Here is a 16,120-nt window from a genome sequence, read left to right on the forward strand (position 1 = left end):
GGCATTCGGCTTGACATGGATATTGCAGTGCAGCAAACTTATGCTGCAAGGCACAGTCCGTGAAAATCACGAGCCACGATTTTTTGTACGACGGGGACATCGCAGCATGAGGAGCATGTCAGGTTCCGAGGCACGAGCCACGGCGTATGGATCGGCCGAATGAACTACAGGCGCGATATCGATGGCCTGCGGGCCGTTGCGGTGCTGCCCGTCGTGCTCTTCCATTTCGGCGTGTCCGCCATTCCCGGCGGCTTCACCGGCGTCGACATCTTCTTCGTGATATCGGGCTATCTGATCAGCGGCAGCCTGCTCGACGATCTCGAGCGCGGCCAGTTCTCGATTGGCCGCTTTTACTGGCGCCGCGCACGGCGCATCCTGCCGGCGCTGACCTTCGTCATCCTGCTCGCGAGCATCGCCGGCTGGTTCATCCTTCTGCCGTCCGACCTTCACGAATACAGTCTCAGTGTGATCGCGGCCTCGACCTTCTGGTCGAACATCTATTTCTGGAAGACGACCAACTATTTCTCCATCGACGCGGAACTGCGGCCCCTGCTGCACACATGGTCGCTTTCGGTCGAGGAGCAGTACTATATCTTCGCGCCGATCCTTGTGTATCTGATCTACCGATACGCCTCGAAGCGCTGGCTGACGATATTGCTGCCGATTACCATCGGCAGTTTTGCCCTGGCGGTGATGGCAACCACGCTGGCGCCGACCGCCGGCTTCTACCTCCTGCCGACGCGCGTCTGGGAACTGGCGCTGGGCGCCATGCTGATGCTTAGAAAGCCCCCGGCACTTGCCAGCCGTCCGCTGACGGAACTGATCGGCCTCGCCGGTTTTGGCCTGCTTGCATTCGGCTTTCTGACGATTTCGGAGAGCGACCCGTTTCCGGGCTACAATGCCCTATTTCCCTGCATCGGGACGGCGCTGCTGATCTATGCGGGCCAGACCCACCCGGACAGACCTGTCCCTGTCGCCACCCGCGTGCTTCAGCTCGCTCCACTGGTCTGGGTCGGCCTCATCTCCTATTCGCTCTACCTCGTTCACTGGCCGATCAATTCGTTCGTCCACTATCTCTCGCTGAAAGCCATCGGCGTGCCGACGATCATCGCAATGATCGTGGCGAGCGTCGCCCTGGCGACGTTCTCCTGGAAATATGTCGAGCAGCCGTTCCGCCGGAAAAGCACCTTCACGGCGCCGCTGCCCATCTTCGCCTTTTCGGCGACGGCGATCGTCCTTTTGTGCGTCGGCGGTTTGGCCGGTGCGCTCGGCAAGGGGTTTCCGCAACGGTTCCCGGACTTCTCGACGGAGCGAGTGCTGGTGGGTGACTGGCGCAATGGCGTCTGCTTCAACGAGGGCGCGAGCCGGATCGAGAACTGGAACCTCGCCGACTGCACCCGAACGCATGGCTTTCCAACCAATGTGCTGTTGTGGGGCGATTCCTTCGCCGCTCACTACGTATCGGGGCTGGAGGCCAACGCGCAGAAAATCCAGGCCAATGTCATCCAGTACACCTACGCCGGCTGCCCGCCCAACCTGAGCTACTTCTCCTATGCCCGGCCGGCCTGCACGCGCTTCAATGAACGGGCGCTGTCGATCATCCGCGATGCCAACATCCAGGCCGTGATCCTGAGTGGCCGGTGGACCGACTACCAGGCCAGGGGCTTCGACGGCCTGCAGAAGACGATCGACCGGCTCAACGGGATGGGCGTCAAGGTCTATGTCATCGGACAGTCTCCGGAATTCATCGCCGACGTGCAGAAAATCGCTTTCTTCGCACGGCGAGAGCACGTGGCGAACACATCCTGGCCGATGGCCATGGATCCGGACATCAACAAACAGGTGCTGCCTTTCGTCAAAGGGGCAACTTTCATCGATCCGCTGGCCTATCTGTGCGGCGCGGCCGGCTGTTCCTACGCAGACGCCGGCACCAGGCAATTTCTCTACTTCGACTACGGTCATTTCTCTTCGGCGGGCGCGATACTCGCCATCTCGAAATACTGGCCGAGCTTTACCGCCAGCAACAAGGTCGCGAAGGCAAAATAAAAACGCAGGCCCGCGCCGGGGGAACCGCTGAAGAGTGCGTTTCGAGAGCCGCTTTGCGATTGCCCGAAGGCCGAACCTCATGGTAACGAGGGCACGCGCGGGTATGATGTAATGGTAGCCTGTCAGCTTCCCAAGCTGAACGCGCGGGTTCGATTCCCGCTACCCGCTCCAAGCTTTCGGCACACCATCCAGACAACAGACGGATAAGGCGGCACTTTTCAAAGCCGCCGCCCAAACAAAGGACGACACCTGTGAGCAAACCAACCGTGGCCGAGGCGACCGAAAATATCTATGCTTCGCTACGGGCGGACAATGCCGACATCGACGCACATATCGCGACGCTCAAGGCAGCGCTGACACGAGAGGGCACAAAAGAGGCTGTGTTCGATCCGACCAAGTTGGCGCAGGGCAACCGCTCGGGCCGCAAATTGATGCAGGCTTATTTTCGGCAGCGCGGCGTGAGCGTGAGGTTTTCAGACCAGTAGGCCGCTCGGGCGATCTCAAGCTCTCCGCTGGGAGTGCTCGGACCGCCCGGCGTTTGCCAATTGGAGTCGGCCGCCTGGCGGAAATAACGGTCTACCGCCAGCCTGGCCGCCGCCATCATTATCTCCGCAACGATCAATCGCGGTGTTCGGGCATGGCCTTCAGCTGGTCCTTCGTCCATGACGTAACGGCATGGACATCTCCATCCTCGTCGCGCATGAAGTCGAGTTCATTCAATGCGACCGCAACGGGCTTTGCCCCGATGCCAAGAAACCCACCGACATCGATGACAATTTGCGTGCCATGGACATGGTCAACGGAGCCGATCTTTTCGTCGGCCGGGCCATAAATGGTAGCACCCTCAAGAATGTCGGGGGTCAGTTCCGAGTCAGCAAGGCGGGTGTGATTCGAGTGGTCCATGTTCTGCTTCTCCGCTTGGGTTGAAATGATCTAACCAGCGAAAAGAGGAACGGTTCCAGCGGTCCCAGGCGGACTACCGCTTGTGTCTGCGCCGAAAAGCCTTGGCACCCTTGCTGAGCGCCTTGGCGGCCTTGCCGGCGTCCTGCCAACCCTTCAGCTTGATGGTCTTGCCCGTGCCCAGCACCGAGGACAGGAAGAACTGTTCGATCTCCTTGCGCAAGTCTTGCGGCACATGGTCAGCGGCCACGGGCCGGTCGGGAGCGTCCTCCTTGCGTGGGCAGAAGATATAGCGGTCGTTTCGGATTACGTTCCCGTCGGGGTCCTTCTGCTTTACCCGCAGCGCACCGAGCAAGTCGCATTGAATGACTATACCAGGTGCCGTTGCCGCCTGATGGATCACCATGCCGTCAAGCGGATCGCCGTCATCGCCGAGGGTGGATGGCACGAACCCCCAATCATAGGGGTATGTGTTGCCCACCGGCAGCGGTCGTGAATATTGGAAGACACCTGTTTTCGGCTCGTAAGCGAGCTTTGCCGCTGCTCCCCTGGGTGTTTCAATAACGACACGAAACAAGTCCCGGGATCTCGTCGGAAGTTTCAGGAAGTTTGTCATAGCTCATGCATCCAAGACCACTATCGCATTAGCACGCGCGAAGAGGCAAAAGGTTCCCCGTTTTGCGGGTCCGCCAGTGGAACCTGCCTTGGACGCGGTTGTTCAACAGTGTCGCGGAAAGGGAGAGTTTGATGGCTAAGGTTTCGCCGCATGCGCTGAAGGGTGTCGGCTACGTGATTTCGACGATGAGTGTCATATTGCTGGCAGTGGTCAGCTGGAAAAGTGCCTCGCAAGATCCGATGCTGGCCATATGCCTGTTCGCCGGCGCCGCGGCATCGGTAATAGGCATGTGCTGCCGCTGGACTTCCTATGCAATTGAAAAGCGCCAGCAAGGTATGCAGCGGATGCCTTGAATCTCCGGGTGACCGTCACTCGATCTCAATGGCTCCGCGCGCTCCCTTTCGGGCCTTCGCCACGACGACAGCCTTCGGTTCTAAAGTCGCCAGGGACATGCGTTGCTCACGCAAACGTGCCGTCTTTGCTTCCCGGGCTTGCCGCTCGGCATCAATCACCAGCTTGCTGGCGCGGTCCGCTCTCTCAATCCTCTCGCGATCAATCCTTCGTTTCAAGAAAGCCTCCTCTGGTCTGACGGCCAAAAAAGCGCGGACTTGAGAAATTGTTCCCGAAAAATAAAATCGCCTTTCGGTGTCATTTGTTATTGCGGCGTTGCAGCTCGAAATGCGGCCTGCACGCCTTGGATACGAGGACCGAAAATGGCTGTTTTGCACGGGCGCGGTGTCGAGCTGGTCTGTGAGCTGTTGAGCGCGGCCGATCACTTGGAGAAGATAAAACCGGAGGACGTCAGGGAGTTGTTGCGCGAAAGCGCCACGGTCCTCGGCGACCTGCTGAAACGCGACAAGCCGGCGCCTCCGCCGAAATAAAAAGCCGCGGACCGGAGCCGGCGGGCTTTTTCATGACAGGCGCTTCCAGAGTGTGCCTGTCCGGCACGATCGGTACGGGATTGGCCAAGCTTAAGCCTGACCGATGCGCATCTGCTTCTTGAGCAGAAACCGGGCAAGGTTGTTGATATTTCGCGGCGCCACCTTCTTGGGAAGATGGGCAAGCAGACCCTTGGACTTTGCGTCGCTCTGGAACCGCTCGGCCCACTCTTCGGTGCGGCTGTCCCGCTGCAACCGCAAATTCGTCCTGAACTCGCAGTTCGGCACTTCAATCGACAACTGCCGGGCCACCGACGCGACATAGGGACGAGGGTCGTCCAACAGATCTTCATAAAACAAATGGTCGTAAGGCAGGTCGGCCATGCGCAGATAAGCCTCCCAGAAAGCATAGCTCTGCCCGATCATGAAATAGGCCTGGCAGATTCCGGCGAAGTCGTATTGCGGAACCCGATCCGCGCCGCCCATCGTGCTTCTCCAGCGACCGGACGCCTTTGCCCGGCAATAGGAGATCGCTTGGCGAAGGCGGTCCCGCCGCTCCAGAAAGACCACACCCATGGCATGGCGCCGGACGCATTCGGCAAGGAAGTCGGCTTCATATTTCGCTTGCGACCAGTGAAGGTGGCGTGGAAACAGCTTGACCGCGAACCTGCCATTTTCGGTCCCGCCACGGTCGATGACGGCGGACAAGAGTTCGTCGAAGGATTTCGGCCTGAGGCCCAACGTGTCCGTATCGAGCCATTCGGCCGACCGTCCCAGTGTTCCCGTACTGTTTGCCAGACTGCCGAGCCATTCGGAGCCACTGCGGGCTTCTGTCAGTATCGCCACGCCCCTCATGCGTGCGGATTACCTCTGGCCTGTGGACCTGTGATCACAATTGCAGAATAAGATTCTTTTCGATGGCCGTCTGGCATGATCACAATCCCCAATAAACAGCGCCCCAACGGGTAACGGCTGATATGGTTCCGCCGATTCTCAGATTAAGCTAAAATACGTGTTAGATTAAGCTAAAATACGTGCCTGGGTCCGTAACAGTTGGTTGATCGGTGCCTAGGGCACCGATTTGCAAAACGCATACATTGGCCCTGTACATTTTGTACATCGTGACGACACCGGCCACGCTGTCGGTGGCCGGCTTGCGTCAGCGAGAGTCCGATTGCTACCAGAGCCATACCCGCTCGCGCCAGCAGCGGACGTGGCGACGACCATGACGCCAGTAACTGCGGCACACCCGTCTCCAGCCGCGACGCCTTCCGCCATGCCGGCGACGATAGCGGTAATGCCCGCGACGATGGGAGACCTGTTCCAGTCCGACCCCGTCATCGCCTTCGAAGACAGCCGGATCCGGCTTGTCCAGTTCATCGAGAATTCCGTTGCCTTGGGGAATACCGGCGACCGCCCGGCCGGTCCCGGCCACGCTCGCAAGCGCCACGGCCCCCGCGACGCCCAGCATTCCAGTGAGAAACAACCGACGTTCCATCAAAAACCTCCAGAGTTGTTGACTATCGGCACCTCGTTCCCTCGCCCAAAACGGGGCTCCAGCGACATGTCGATCGGGTTGAACGCGCGACTGCACTTCTTGTTCCATCAGCCCACTTCGCGCAGGATGAAATCGTGCAGCATCTTGGCGGCCGGCGACAGCGCGCGACGCCGGCGCCCTCAGAATGTCACGCCGAGATCGACCTTGGCACCCTGGTCAACGCCGCCGCCGAACTGGCCAGTATAGGACAGGCCGAGCTTGGCGTTGGGGGCGAGCAGCAGGTCGAGACCGGCCTCGATGAGCGCGCTGTCCCTGCCGATCGGCACGCCAGCGATGGTGAAGCGATCGCCGCCAGCGAAAGTGACGGTCGACAGCGGCTTGATATCGCCGAAGGCATGACGCCAGCCGAGCATGCCGCGCGCGGTGGCGTTGACGCCGCCAAGCGCGAATTCGGTGGAACCGCGCAAGCCGAGCGTGGTGAAGGTGGCATCGGTGGTCGAACCGGCGCTGGCCAACGCCGCTGGGCCACCTTGTTCGGTAAACCCGTTTGTGTGCACGCTGACATAAGCAAGATTGGCGAAAGGCTCGAACTTGAATTGTCCGGCATCGGCCTTGTAGGCGAACTCCCCGAAGATTTGCGCGGTGCCAGCATCATAGTCGGCCGAGAGCGCGTCGGCAAAACCGTCGAAGGCTACCGAGCGCCTGGTCGATATGCTGCTCCAACTGTAGGCGGCGCCGGTGCGGAAAGCGATGGCGCGCCAATTGGTACCGCCATAGAGACCGAGATGATAGTTGTCGCTCTTACCGGTCGAATTGCGATCGTCGGCACCGAAGCTCGAATGGCTGTAGCCGCCGAGCAGACCGACACGCCAGCCGCCGACCGACGTATCGGCGCCGGCCAGCAGGCCGCCAGTCGAGCGATCAAGGGCGGCGGCGTTGCCATCGGAATCCGTGCGGCCCCAAGACCCAAAAGCCTGACCCCAGACGGCGAAACGATCGGTGTCGGCGGCGACCATTTCGGGACCTCCCTCGCCATAGGCCATGATCGGCAGGGCGGCCATGCTGCCGTCGCCGAAGGCAGCAGAGATGCGGCTAGTAGCGGCATCACGGACGAAATGGCCATCTCCCAGCAGCATGCCCTTGGCCGAGGCATGAATCTCGCCCGACAATTGGTCGAGGGCATCTCCAGCGGCAGCCGTGGCGGGTAGCCGCAGGATGGCATCGTAGAGCGGATTGCCGCTGCCCAGGCTCTCGGCGCCGCCGCCGGTGGCCATCTGGTTGGGGGCCTGGCCAACCGAAGCAAAGCTGATGTTATTGCGGTGCAGCCTTAGATAGACGTTATCCGCGTCGTAGCTGAGCGAAGGATCGAGGAAGGCGAAATTGCTGGTCACATTGGCGAAGGTACCGCTGACGCCGCCGGTCGCAGACAGGATCGTGTAGTCGGTCTGAGGTTCGTAGCTGCCTGCGCCAGCCAGCACGCTAACTGTCCCGCCGTTGATCGTGGCCGGCCCGGTCACGTCGAGATGGGAGGCTTGTCCGGCCGCATTCGCGGCGACCTGATAGGTCGAGCCGGTGTTGAATGTGACGGCGCCCACCACCGTCATCGTGCCGATGCCCCCGCCAGAGCCAGATGCGCCCGTGCCGGCGAAGAGGCGGCCGGAGACCGTGACAGTGCCGGTGATCGCGCCGGTGCCGCCGAGCGCAGCACCCGATGCAACCGCGACCTGGGTATTGCTCAAGGCCCCTTCGATGAGCAGCGTTCCACCGGTCACGTTGGTATTTCCGGTATAGGTATTGCCACCGCTCAAGGTGAGCGTGCCCGTGCCCGATTTTGTCAGCCCGACGACCGTGGGTACAAGAATCGCAGGGAGGGTGCTGCTGCCGGGACTGACGATCTGCATGCCATTCCTGATGGCGCCGCTAAAGGTGGTGTCAGTGGCCTGATCCACGGTGAGCAGGCTGGGAGCCCCCATCGTGACCGTGCTGGTGATATCGCCTGCACCCGACAGCGAACCGACCGTCTGCGACGTGATGCCGAGATCGAGAGTGGCGCCGCTTGCGACGAAAAGCGATCCGGTTGGGGCGCCGAGCGTGCCGCCATCTCCAAGGAACAGCCTCCCTGCCTCGATGTTGGTGCCGCCTTCGTATGTGTTGGCCCCGATCACGTAGAGTTCGCCCGCGCCCTGTTTGGTCAGCGCCCCGACGCCCCCCAACGGGGAGGTGATCTCCACCTGATAGCCGTTGGTATCGATAAATGCGCCGCCGGCCTTGATCGTTACATCGCCGGCAGCGAAGTGGCCGAGCAGATCGGCGTCGGCAGCCGTGGCTCGTAAAATGCCTCCATCGAAATTGACTGTCGCGCCATCGAGGCCTTTCCAGATGCCCCTGGTTTCCAATACCCCGCGTGCCCCGGCCGTGCCGTTCAGATTCAGCGTGCCACGGGCGGAGCTTGTGCGCACCATATCGAGCGTGCCGACGCTGACCCTGCCACCATCCGCAATGGTGAGTGTGCCTGCGCCCCGATAGCCGAGGTACAGATAATCCGTCGTCCACACGGACCCACTGCCGAAGACGAGAGCCGTTCCATCACTGCCCGCCGCGTCACCCACATAACTGGTTTCGTTCGCAACCTCACCGCCATTTGCGATCGCCAACGTGCCGCCATTGACGGTGTTGAAGGCAAACGTGCTGTTCCCGGTCAAAGTCAGCGTGCCCACGCCATTCTTGAGCAGCCAAACGGTGCCAGTGCCGGTGGCCGTCATGTATCCGTCGGTGATCGCACCGCCATAGCTTGTGTTGCCGGCCTGATCGACTGTGAGCGAGCTTTGCATGCCGCCTGAAACGGAACTGGTAATGCTGCCGGCACCGGACAGCGCGCCGACGATCTGGTTGGTGCCGGCAATATCGAGCGCGCCGCCGCTGGCGATGGCAAGCGCGCCCGTCGTCGCGCCGAGCGTGCCGGCACCGTCGAGCTTCAGCGTACCGGCCGAGATGGTCGTGCCGCCGGTGTAGGTATTTGCTCCCGAGAGAATGAGCGTGCCGAGGTCGGTCTTGTCGATGCCGCCGCTGCCGGTGAGCGCGGACAAAATGGTCGCGGACATGCCCGCGCCGCCTGCGGTGCCGTCGCCCACGCGGATCGGAACGCTGGATCCGGTGAGATTGAGCGCATCGCCTGATATTTGATAGCCATCGACGAAGAACTGCATCCCGCCGCCCAAATCCAGCGCGCCACCGCCAGCACTGACCGTGACCACGCCCGGTGTGCCCTGGAAGATCATCATGGCCGACGGATCGTAGACGCCGCTCGCGCTGCCGCCCGCGTTCGTCCAGTTGGTTCCGGCGGCGCTCCAGGTGCCTGTGCCGCCGTTGACCATATTGTTGGCCGTGGTCTGCGCGCCGTTCCAGAAACTGTAGGAGCCGGGCGCTACCGCCCCGACCAGCAGGTTGACCTGGTTAGCCACTGAAGTCTGCAGGGCCAGATCGCCGCCAGCATAACCGTTTGGCGTCGCACCAACGGCCATCCCGTTGTCGGTCAGCGCCCCGCCATAGTCGAACAGGCGATACAGACCGTCGCCGAAACCGCCGGCGTCACTCACATCGAGCGTGCCGGCGAGCGTCAGGTTGCCGGCGACGTTGAACAGGCGCGTGTTGCCCGGTGCACCGAGCGAGACATCCAAGACCGAGCCGGCGTCCAGCGCCAGCGACCCCATCGACAGGGTCTGACCGGCGCGGCCCAGCAGGATGCCGCCGGATGCCACGGAAACATCGCCGGCGATCGATCCGGCGCCGCCGAGGCTGCCTCCCGATGCAATCGCAACCGTGGAAGTTCCCAACACAATGGGTCCCCACATGACATTGCCCAGGGATCCATCGACGAGCAGCGTGCCGCCCGTCACATTGGTGGTGCCGGTGTAGGTGTTGTTGCCGCTCAGGGTGAGCGTGCCGGTGCCGGACTTGGTCAGTCCGGTCATGGTGGTTACGCCATTGATTTCGTCGAAGTAGTCCGCGATGACGCCACTGAAAGTGGTATCGGTGGCTTGATCGACGGTGAGCACGCCCGGGTTGAAGTCCGAACGGGTGACGGTACCCGCTCCAGACAGCGAGCCGACCGTCAAAGCCGTGGTATCAAAAAGCAGCGTGGCACCGCTGGCAATGTCGAGCTTTCCCGTAGGCGCACCGAGCGTGCCGTTGCCCTTGAGTTCCAGGGTGCCCGCTTCGATCCGCGTCCCGCCGCTATAGGTGTTGGAACCCGAAAGTGTCAGCGTGCTCAACCCCCGCTTGACCAGCGCGAGCGTGCCGCCACCAGCCCCGTCGGCGATCACGCCACCGAAAGAAGAATCTCCAAGGGCCGAACCATCGATCGTCAGCGCGGCATCCGCCGCGCCGCCGTTTACGATCTGCCCGCTGGGGATGTAATTCGTGATCCGACCGACGGTCGTGCTGAAGCCGTTGAGGTTGAGGAGACCTCCGGCGCTCACTGCCTGACTGCCGAATTCCAGGTCGGTATTCACGGTCGTCGCGTTGGCGGCCCATATGTCGACGACGCCGTCTCCCCCGAGCCTCAACCAGGCGCCATCGATGGCGCCGGTGGCCAGTGCGTTCACGGTGCCATTGAGGACCAGCGTGCCACCGGTAATGGCGTTGGCGACGTTCGCATTCACGACGGCGTCGAAGGTCGGCAATTGCACGAGGCCGCCACTGACGGCGCCGGCCGCGTTCGCATTGAGGACGGCGCCATTGCGGAAGGTCGCGGCAACAGTGCCGCTGAATGTGTTGGCTGCGTCTGCATCCACTTGGCAACCATTGGTAAGGCCGCCGTTGAAATCCGGGGACCCGCTGGTGTACGGCCCGCCTCCCGGGTCACAAGGCTGTTGAGCTTGGACCGTCGAAGGCGCGCAGGCGATGGCGAGGAGCGCGAGGGTCGAGGTCGTGACCGACAGCCTGCGGAGCGAAATGGTCCTCGAACGATTGCCGCGCCCTGCCGCCATTGCCGTGCTCCCTCACGGCAGCCGCCCGCGCGCCGGCGCTAGGGGAGCGCGGGCATGCACCCTCCCCCGCGCCGCCACTGGCGGCACCGCGATTTCATTGATTTGGTCCCGATCCCGAACGGGAGTCGTTGATGATCTTTTCCGCCGGGGCGGCGGACACATCAATCCCGCGTTCGAGGGGGTACCGGCAAAATATCATGGCAAATTAGGCATTTCGCGCTGAACACCTTGACGCAGCGATCAGGCCTTTCGTGCCGCGGCATGGGTCGGAATGGCCAAGGTCAGTTGCGTGCCGCGTCCAGGCGCGCTTTCGATTGCTATTCGTCCGCCCATCTGGTCAGCCCGACGACGTATGTTCGCAAGGCCCCGTCCTTCGCCGGCAGCGCCTGAGGCTCTCTCAGGCTCGAAACCTGTGCCATCGTCCGACAGTATGACGAGAATGGCGCCATCGTCGCCGGGGTTCATCGCGAGTTCGATCCTTGTGGCGGAAGCATGGCGCAAGCTGTTGGCGATACCCTCCTGCAACAGCCGATAGAGGCTGAGCAGCCGCCGCGCGTCGAGGCTCGGCGCCGGAATCGGGAGCGTGCAGCGATAGTCCAGGGTGATGCCGGATCGGGCAAGACGGCCTGCCATGCGCTCCTGGAACATCGCCAGTGCCTCGTCGATCGGTTCGTTGCCCGCGTCGATCGCACTGGCCATGTTGCGCAGGTCATCGACCGAAGACTGCAGTCCCTGCTCGATTTCCCGTGAGGTCAGTCGATTCTCGCGGACATCGAGGAGAAGGTGCGTCAGCACACCGCCGACTCCATCGTGCATGTCGCGCAGCAGACGCTGACGCTCGGCGTCGATCGCGATCAACCGTTCCTGATGGCGCAACAATCGCGAGGAGCGCAGCAGGCTCGCATCCTGCTCCAGCACCTGACGTTCCAGGTCGCTACGCGCCTCCTCTGCCTCCTGATTGAGCCTGTGCCCCTGCAGCGCGATCTCGAACAGGATGCCGAACATCGTCAATGGCGGTGCGAGGACCGACGCCTGCAACGCGAAACCGGTGGGCGGCGGCAGGAGAAACAGGTCGAAACCAATCGAGGCAAGAGCGACAAGCAATATCGCCAGAACCCGGATCGCCGGCCCCGGAGCTGTCCGTCCCATCCGCAGCAAGGCCAAAACGCCATATCCCGACAGCAGGGTCAGCGCCACCGCATCGAGCCAGGGCACAATTGTCGCAAAGCCGACGCCTGCGATCATGGTCCCAAGCAATATGACGAAGGCGACGCCAAAGCAGCCGCAGGCTGCCCACGCCTCGCGCGAGCGCCAGTCGGCAAAGGCGTTCACGGCAAGCGCTGCTAACGTCAACATGAGATATTCCACGCCGTAGCGCAGTAACGGAAACCAGACATAGGGCAGGCTCTCCGCCCCGAAGGTGGTGAGCCAGGCGTCGATGCCAACCGATATGAGCAACAGGCCAGTGATGCACTGGAGCCGCGAAAACCCGTTGACCGGCAACAGGACGAGCAGCGCTGCGCCCATCATCAGTTCCGTCACGACGACCAGCCATACCATGTCGAAACGCTGGAACTTCTCCCGACCGGCCGCCTCATCCATACGGTCGAAAGGTCCTGCATAGGCCGTCGCGGCCTCCGGACAAGGATTTCCCCGGCAGGTGAGCGACCACTCATTGCCCGCCGACGTCTCCGCGCGCGACAGCAGGCTCGCCTGCGCCGGCTGCAGGACCACGGGCTGCCAGCCCGGGATACGCAGCATGGCCGGCCCTGAAAGCCCGGCAGCATAGGCGCCCACCTCGGCCGGCTCGGACGCCAGCAGCGCCCGCGCCGCTGGCAACCGATATTCCTCTAGTGTGCCCACGGGCTGCAAACCGGCGATGATGAGCGCATAAGCGCACCAGAACAGCAGTTGCGCGCCGAGAATGATAGCCAGCGCGCGGCGCCATCCCGTCAGCCGGGGCATGATGGTCACAGCCGTAGCAACCCGCTGCGAAAGGCGCGTACCATGGCCTCGCCCCGATTGCTCACCCTGAGCTTCCTGTAGATCGATTTCACATGATCGCCGATCGTGTACGGCGATATTTCCAGTTCGGCCGCCGCCTGCCGGTTGCTGTACCCGCGCGCCAGAAGCTGGAGCAGTTCGATTTCGCGCGGTGACAGCGGCGGATCGGCATCATCCGATTTCGAATCTTCCCGTTGCCGGCGCAGATGACGCAGCACATAAGCGGCGATGCTGGGCGACAATGGCGCACCACCGGTCAACGCATCGGCGGCCTGCTGGCCGATGTCGAGACTGTCGATATCTTTCAGCAGATAGCCGTCCGCTCCCGCCAGCACGGCCGCCAGCACCGTATCCTGATCGCCCAGCACCGAGAGGACGAGTATTTTCGGCTCAAGACCGCCTCGTGCACGGATTTCCTCGATCAATTCGATCCCGCTTCCATCGGGAAGGCCAAGATCGAGAATAAACAGGTCCACCTTCTCCTCGAGCAGAGCACGCGCACCGGCCAGCGTGCCCGCGATGCCCGCCAACGACAAGCCGTCATGCGCCGCCACGCCGCGTCCGACATGAGCGGCGACGAGCGGATCATCCTCGACAACGACGACGTTCGCTTTCACGTCCCCCTACCCGCCTGTCCTGCAATGGATCTGCCGGGCCATTGTAAACCGATCAATACACCAGATGGCAACCTCTTCACCCGCCGACAATCATGTGGCCACGCATCAACCGACCTCCCGCAGGATGAAATCGTGCAGCATCTTGGCGGCCGGCGACAGCACGCGATTCCTGACCGTGATCAGGCTATAGGGCCTCACCTCGATGTCGAATTCGGTCTGGACGACGTCGATGGCGCCGGCGAGCCCGTCGGGATTCTGAATGAATTTCGCCACCTGCACCGAAACCGGTGCGATGGCGTCGGATTGCGCGACCATGACCAGCGTAAGCAGCAGCGAACTGGTGTTGAGGATCCGGTCCGGCAGGGCGATGTTACGGTTAAGAAAATTGCTCTCCATCGCCTGGCGCAAGGGCGAACCGCCCGACTGGAAGACCCAGTCATAGGCGGCCGTGTCTTCCAGCCGCACCACGCCGCCGCTGGTGAGCGGGTGGCCACGACGCACGATCAGGCAGGCTTTCTCGACGCCGATGACACGCGATTCGAACAGCCGCGGATTGAGGTCGTCGGGGATGCGGGCGATGATGAAATCATGGCGCGTGGCAATCAGTTCGCGCGCCAGCACATTCGAGGTCTCGACCTGCATGGTGATCTCGATGCGCGGGTAGATGCGGCGGATTTCGCGGATCGCCGGTACCGCCAGTTCGATCGCGGGCGCCGTCACGGCACCCAGGAACACGGACCCGCCCTTGCCCGCCTTGAGTTCGGAAATCTCGCGGTCGACCTCGCGCATCTCCAGCAGGATCGAGCGCGCACGCCTAGCCAGCGCCTTGCCGTAGGGTGTCAGCGTGATGCCGCGCGGCAGCCTTTCGCACAGCTTGACCTCGAGCACCGCCTCCATCTCGGCGATCATGCGCGAGGCCGCCGGCTGCGAGATGTTCATGACCTGCGCCGCCGCGCTCACCCGGCCGTGATCGTCGAGAGCGACGATCATGCGCATATGACGCAGGCTGAGACCGCTGCGCAGCAGGGTTTCGCCGTCACCCGGTACGTCGCTGTAAACGTTTGAAACCGCAACCGGATTCGGTAACGTCGCCATGGTTTTCCCTTACCTCCGCTCGCGGCCCATTGGCATTTGCCAGCGACCCGTCACGCGCCATAACATATACCACTTGCGGTATAGCAATCATCAAAGATCGCATTTGACAGTTATGGCAAAAGGGCGGCAACGTCAGTGTGTTCCGAGACGCAACAGTCGCCGACAAAATCGTATCGATTGAAATCAGTGCCTCGGGGCCATGGGAGGATACCGGAGATCGATATGACGGCAGCAGTGCCTTGGCGCTTCTGCACGATTGCGCGGCCCGCGACCCCCGGGGTGCCGCGTCCATCAACCAGGGAGAGTTAAGTGAAAATCATCAAGACACTGGCCGCAGTCGCGGCGCTTGGCATCGCTGCCATGACCTACTCGGCGCACGCAGCCGACAAGGGTCTTGTCGGCGTGCTGATGCCGACCAAGACCTCGCAGCGCTGGATCAATGACGGCGATGCCGTGAAGTCCCAGCTCGAGGCTCTCGGCTACACCGTTGACCTGCAGTATGCGCAGGACGACATCCCCAACCAGCTCAGCCAGCTGGAAAACGAAATCACCAAGGGCCCGAAGGCGCTGATCATCGCCTCGATCGACGGCACCACCCTGTCGGATGCGCTGCAGAAGGCCGCTGACGCCGGCGTCGTCGTCGTCGCCTATGACCGCCTGATCAAGAAGACCGCCAATGTCGACTATTACACCACCTTCGACAATTTCGGCGTCGGCGTGATCCAGGCGAATTCGCTGGTCAAGGGCCTCAAGGAGCGCTTCCCCAACACCAAGCCCTGGAATGTCGAACTGTTCGGCGGCTCGCCCGACGACAACAACGCCTTCTTCTTCTACAACGGTGCGATTTCCGTCCTGCAGCCATTGATCGACGACGGCTCGATCAAGATCAAGTCCGGCCAGACCGGCATGGACAAGGTCGGCACGCTGCGCTGGCTGGCGGCAACCGCCCAGGCACGCATGGATAACCTCCTGTCGGCCAACTATTCGGACGGCAGCCGCGTCGATGGCGTCCTGTCGCCCTATGACGGCCTGTCGCGCGGCATCACCGCCTCGCTGCGCGCCGTTGGTTACGGCACGGAAGCACAGCCCTGGCCGATCGTGACCGGTCAGGACGCCGAGACCGCCTCGGTCAAGCTGATCATCACGGGCGAACAGTACTCGACCGTGTTCAAGGACACCCGCGACCTGGCCAAGGCCACCGTCGAACTCGTCGACAAGGTGCTCTCGGGCGGCAAGCCTGACGGCCTCGACACCAAGACCTACAACAACGACGTCAAGGTCGTCCCCTCGATCCTGCTGACGCCGCATGAGGTCGACAAGTCGAACTACCAGAAGCTGGTCGTCGACTCGGGCTACATCAAGGCCGAAGACCTGAAGTAATTTCGGTTGTAAAGTCAGGGGTCCTGCGCAACGCAGGGCCCCTTTTCGTTCACAAGCGACCCCGGTATTGTTTCTGCCGGCCTCGGAGGAGCTTGCGC

Annotated in this window: 14 protein-coding genes and 1 tRNA gene; 6 read left to right on the forward strand and 9 right to left on the reverse strand. The window is 62.2% G+C overall.

Going from position 1 to position 16,120, the window contains the following annotated elements:
* The first annotated feature begins 159 nt into the window (after positions 1-159).
* The 3 genes from MesoLj_RS35825 to MesoLj_RS35835 all read left to right on the forward strand — a co-directional run bounded on the left by MesoLj_RS35825 (position 160) and on the right by MesoLj_RS35835 (position 2,531).
* A complete protein-coding gene (locus tag MesoLj_RS35825) occupies positions 160-2,046 on the forward strand; it encodes an acyltransferase family protein (RefSeq protein ID WP_202324621.1) in 1,887 nt (628 codons plus the stop codon).
* Between the two features lie 97 nt (positions 2,047-2,143).
* A tRNA-Gly gene (locus tag MesoLj_RS35830) sits at positions 2,144-2,217 on the forward strand.
* An 80-nt stretch (positions 2,218-2,297) separates the two neighbouring features.
* Complete coding sequence (locus MesoLj_RS35835; protein ID WP_202324624.1) at positions 2,298-2,531, forward strand: hypothetical protein; 234 nt, start codon at positions 2,298-2,300, stop codon at positions 2,529-2,531.
* A gap of 133 nt (positions 2,532-2,664) precedes the next feature.
* Here the strand turns inward: MesoLj_RS35835 and MesoLj_RS35840 are convergent, their stop codons facing one another.
* Both MesoLj_RS35840 and MesoLj_RS35845 read right to left on the reverse strand, forming a co-directional pair.
* Positions 2,665-2,949: a PRC-barrel domain containing protein gene (locus MesoLj_RS35840; protein WP_140775424.1), complete on the reverse strand. Its 285-nt coding sequence runs from the start codon at positions 2,947-2,949 to the stop codon at positions 2,665-2,667.
* 73 nt (positions 2,950-3,022) lie between these two features.
* On the reverse strand, positions 3,023-3,562 hold the full coding sequence (locus MesoLj_RS35845) for an inorganic diphosphatase (RefSeq protein ID WP_202324627.1): 540 nt from the start codon (positions 3,560-3,562) through the stop codon (positions 3,023-3,025).
* Between the two features lie 131 nt (positions 3,563-3,693).
* Between MesoLj_RS35845 and MesoLj_RS35850 the strand changes: the two genes are divergently transcribed.
* Positions 3,694-3,915: a hypothetical protein gene (locus MesoLj_RS35850; protein ID WP_202324628.1), complete on the forward strand. Its 222-nt coding sequence runs from the start codon at positions 3,694-3,696 to the stop codon at positions 3,913-3,915.
* Between the two features lie 15 nt (positions 3,916-3,930).
* On the opposite strand, the gene MesoLj_RS35855 is transcribed toward MesoLj_RS35850, so the two are convergent.
* Positions 3,931-4,131: a hypothetical protein gene (locus MesoLj_RS35855; protein WP_202324630.1), complete on the reverse strand. Its 201-nt coding sequence runs from the start codon at positions 4,129-4,131 to the stop codon at positions 3,931-3,933.
* A gap of 144 nt (positions 4,132-4,275) precedes the next feature.
* Here MesoLj_RS35855 and MesoLj_RS35860 point away from each other — a divergent pair, with 144 nt between their 5' ends.
* Positions 4,276-4,443, forward strand: a complete 168-nt coding sequence (locus MesoLj_RS35860; protein WP_202324632.1) for a hypothetical protein — start codon at positions 4,276-4,278, stop codon at positions 4,441-4,443.
* A 90-nt stretch (positions 4,444-4,533) separates the two neighbouring features.
* Here the strand turns inward: MesoLj_RS35860 and MesoLj_RS35865 are convergent, their stop codons facing one another.
* From MesoLj_RS35865 to MesoLj_RS35890, 6 genes are all read right to left on the reverse strand, one after another.
* The gene (locus tag MesoLj_RS35865; RefSeq protein ID WP_202324633.1) at positions 4,534-5,295 is read right to left on the reverse strand and encodes a Stf0 family sulfotransferase; all 762 of its coding nucleotides are present in this window, start codon (positions 5,293-5,295) and stop codon (positions 4,534-4,536) included.
* A gap of 322 nt (positions 5,296-5,617) precedes the next feature.
* Positions 5,618-5,938 carry a protamine-2 (modular protein) gene (locus MesoLj_RS35870; RefSeq protein WP_140775427.1) on the reverse strand — a complete coding sequence of 107 codons (321 nt, stop codon included), beginning with the start codon at positions 5,936-5,938 and terminating at the stop codon, positions 5,618-5,620.
* Positions 5,939-6,117: 179 nt separating this feature from the next.
* The gene (locus MesoLj_RS35875; RefSeq protein ID WP_202324634.1) at positions 6,118-10,731 is read right to left on the reverse strand and encodes an autotransporter domain-containing protein; all 4,614 of its coding nucleotides are present in this window, start codon (positions 10,729-10,731) and stop codon (positions 6,118-6,120) included.
* A 435-nt stretch (positions 10,732-11,166) separates the two neighbouring features.
* Positions 11,167-12,891 carry a sensor histidine kinase gene (locus MesoLj_RS35880; RefSeq protein WP_210346664.1) on the reverse strand — a complete coding sequence of 575 codons (1,725 nt, stop codon included), beginning with the start codon at positions 12,889-12,891 and terminating at the stop codon, positions 11,167-11,169.
* Between the two features lie 5 nt (positions 12,892-12,896).
* Complete coding sequence (locus tag MesoLj_RS35885; protein ID WP_244735257.1) at positions 12,897-13,484, reverse strand: LuxR C-terminal-related transcriptional regulator; 588 nt, start codon at positions 13,482-13,484, stop codon at positions 12,897-12,899.
* Between the two features lie 168 nt (positions 13,485-13,652).
* Positions 13,653-14,642 (reverse strand): LysR family transcriptional regulator, encoded by a 990-nt coding sequence (locus MesoLj_RS35890; protein ID WP_056570074.1) that lies wholly within the window; start codon positions 14,640-14,642, stop codon positions 13,653-13,655.
* A 309-nt stretch (positions 14,643-14,951) separates the two neighbouring features.
* Here MesoLj_RS35890 and chvE point away from each other — a divergent pair, with 309 nt between their 5' ends.
* Positions 14,952-16,022 (forward strand): multiple monosaccharide ABC transporter substrate-binding protein, encoded by a 1,071-nt coding sequence (chvE, locus tag MesoLj_RS35895; protein WP_140775431.1) that lies wholly within the window; start codon positions 14,952-14,954, stop codon positions 16,020-16,022.
* Positions 16,023-16,120: the final 98 nt, after the last annotated feature.

Origin of the sequence: Mesorhizobium sp. 113-3-9 (genome assembly GCF_016756515.1) — a bacterium.
Classification (GTDB): Bacteria; Pseudomonadota; Alphaproteobacteria; order Rhizobiales; family Rhizobiaceae; genus Mesorhizobium.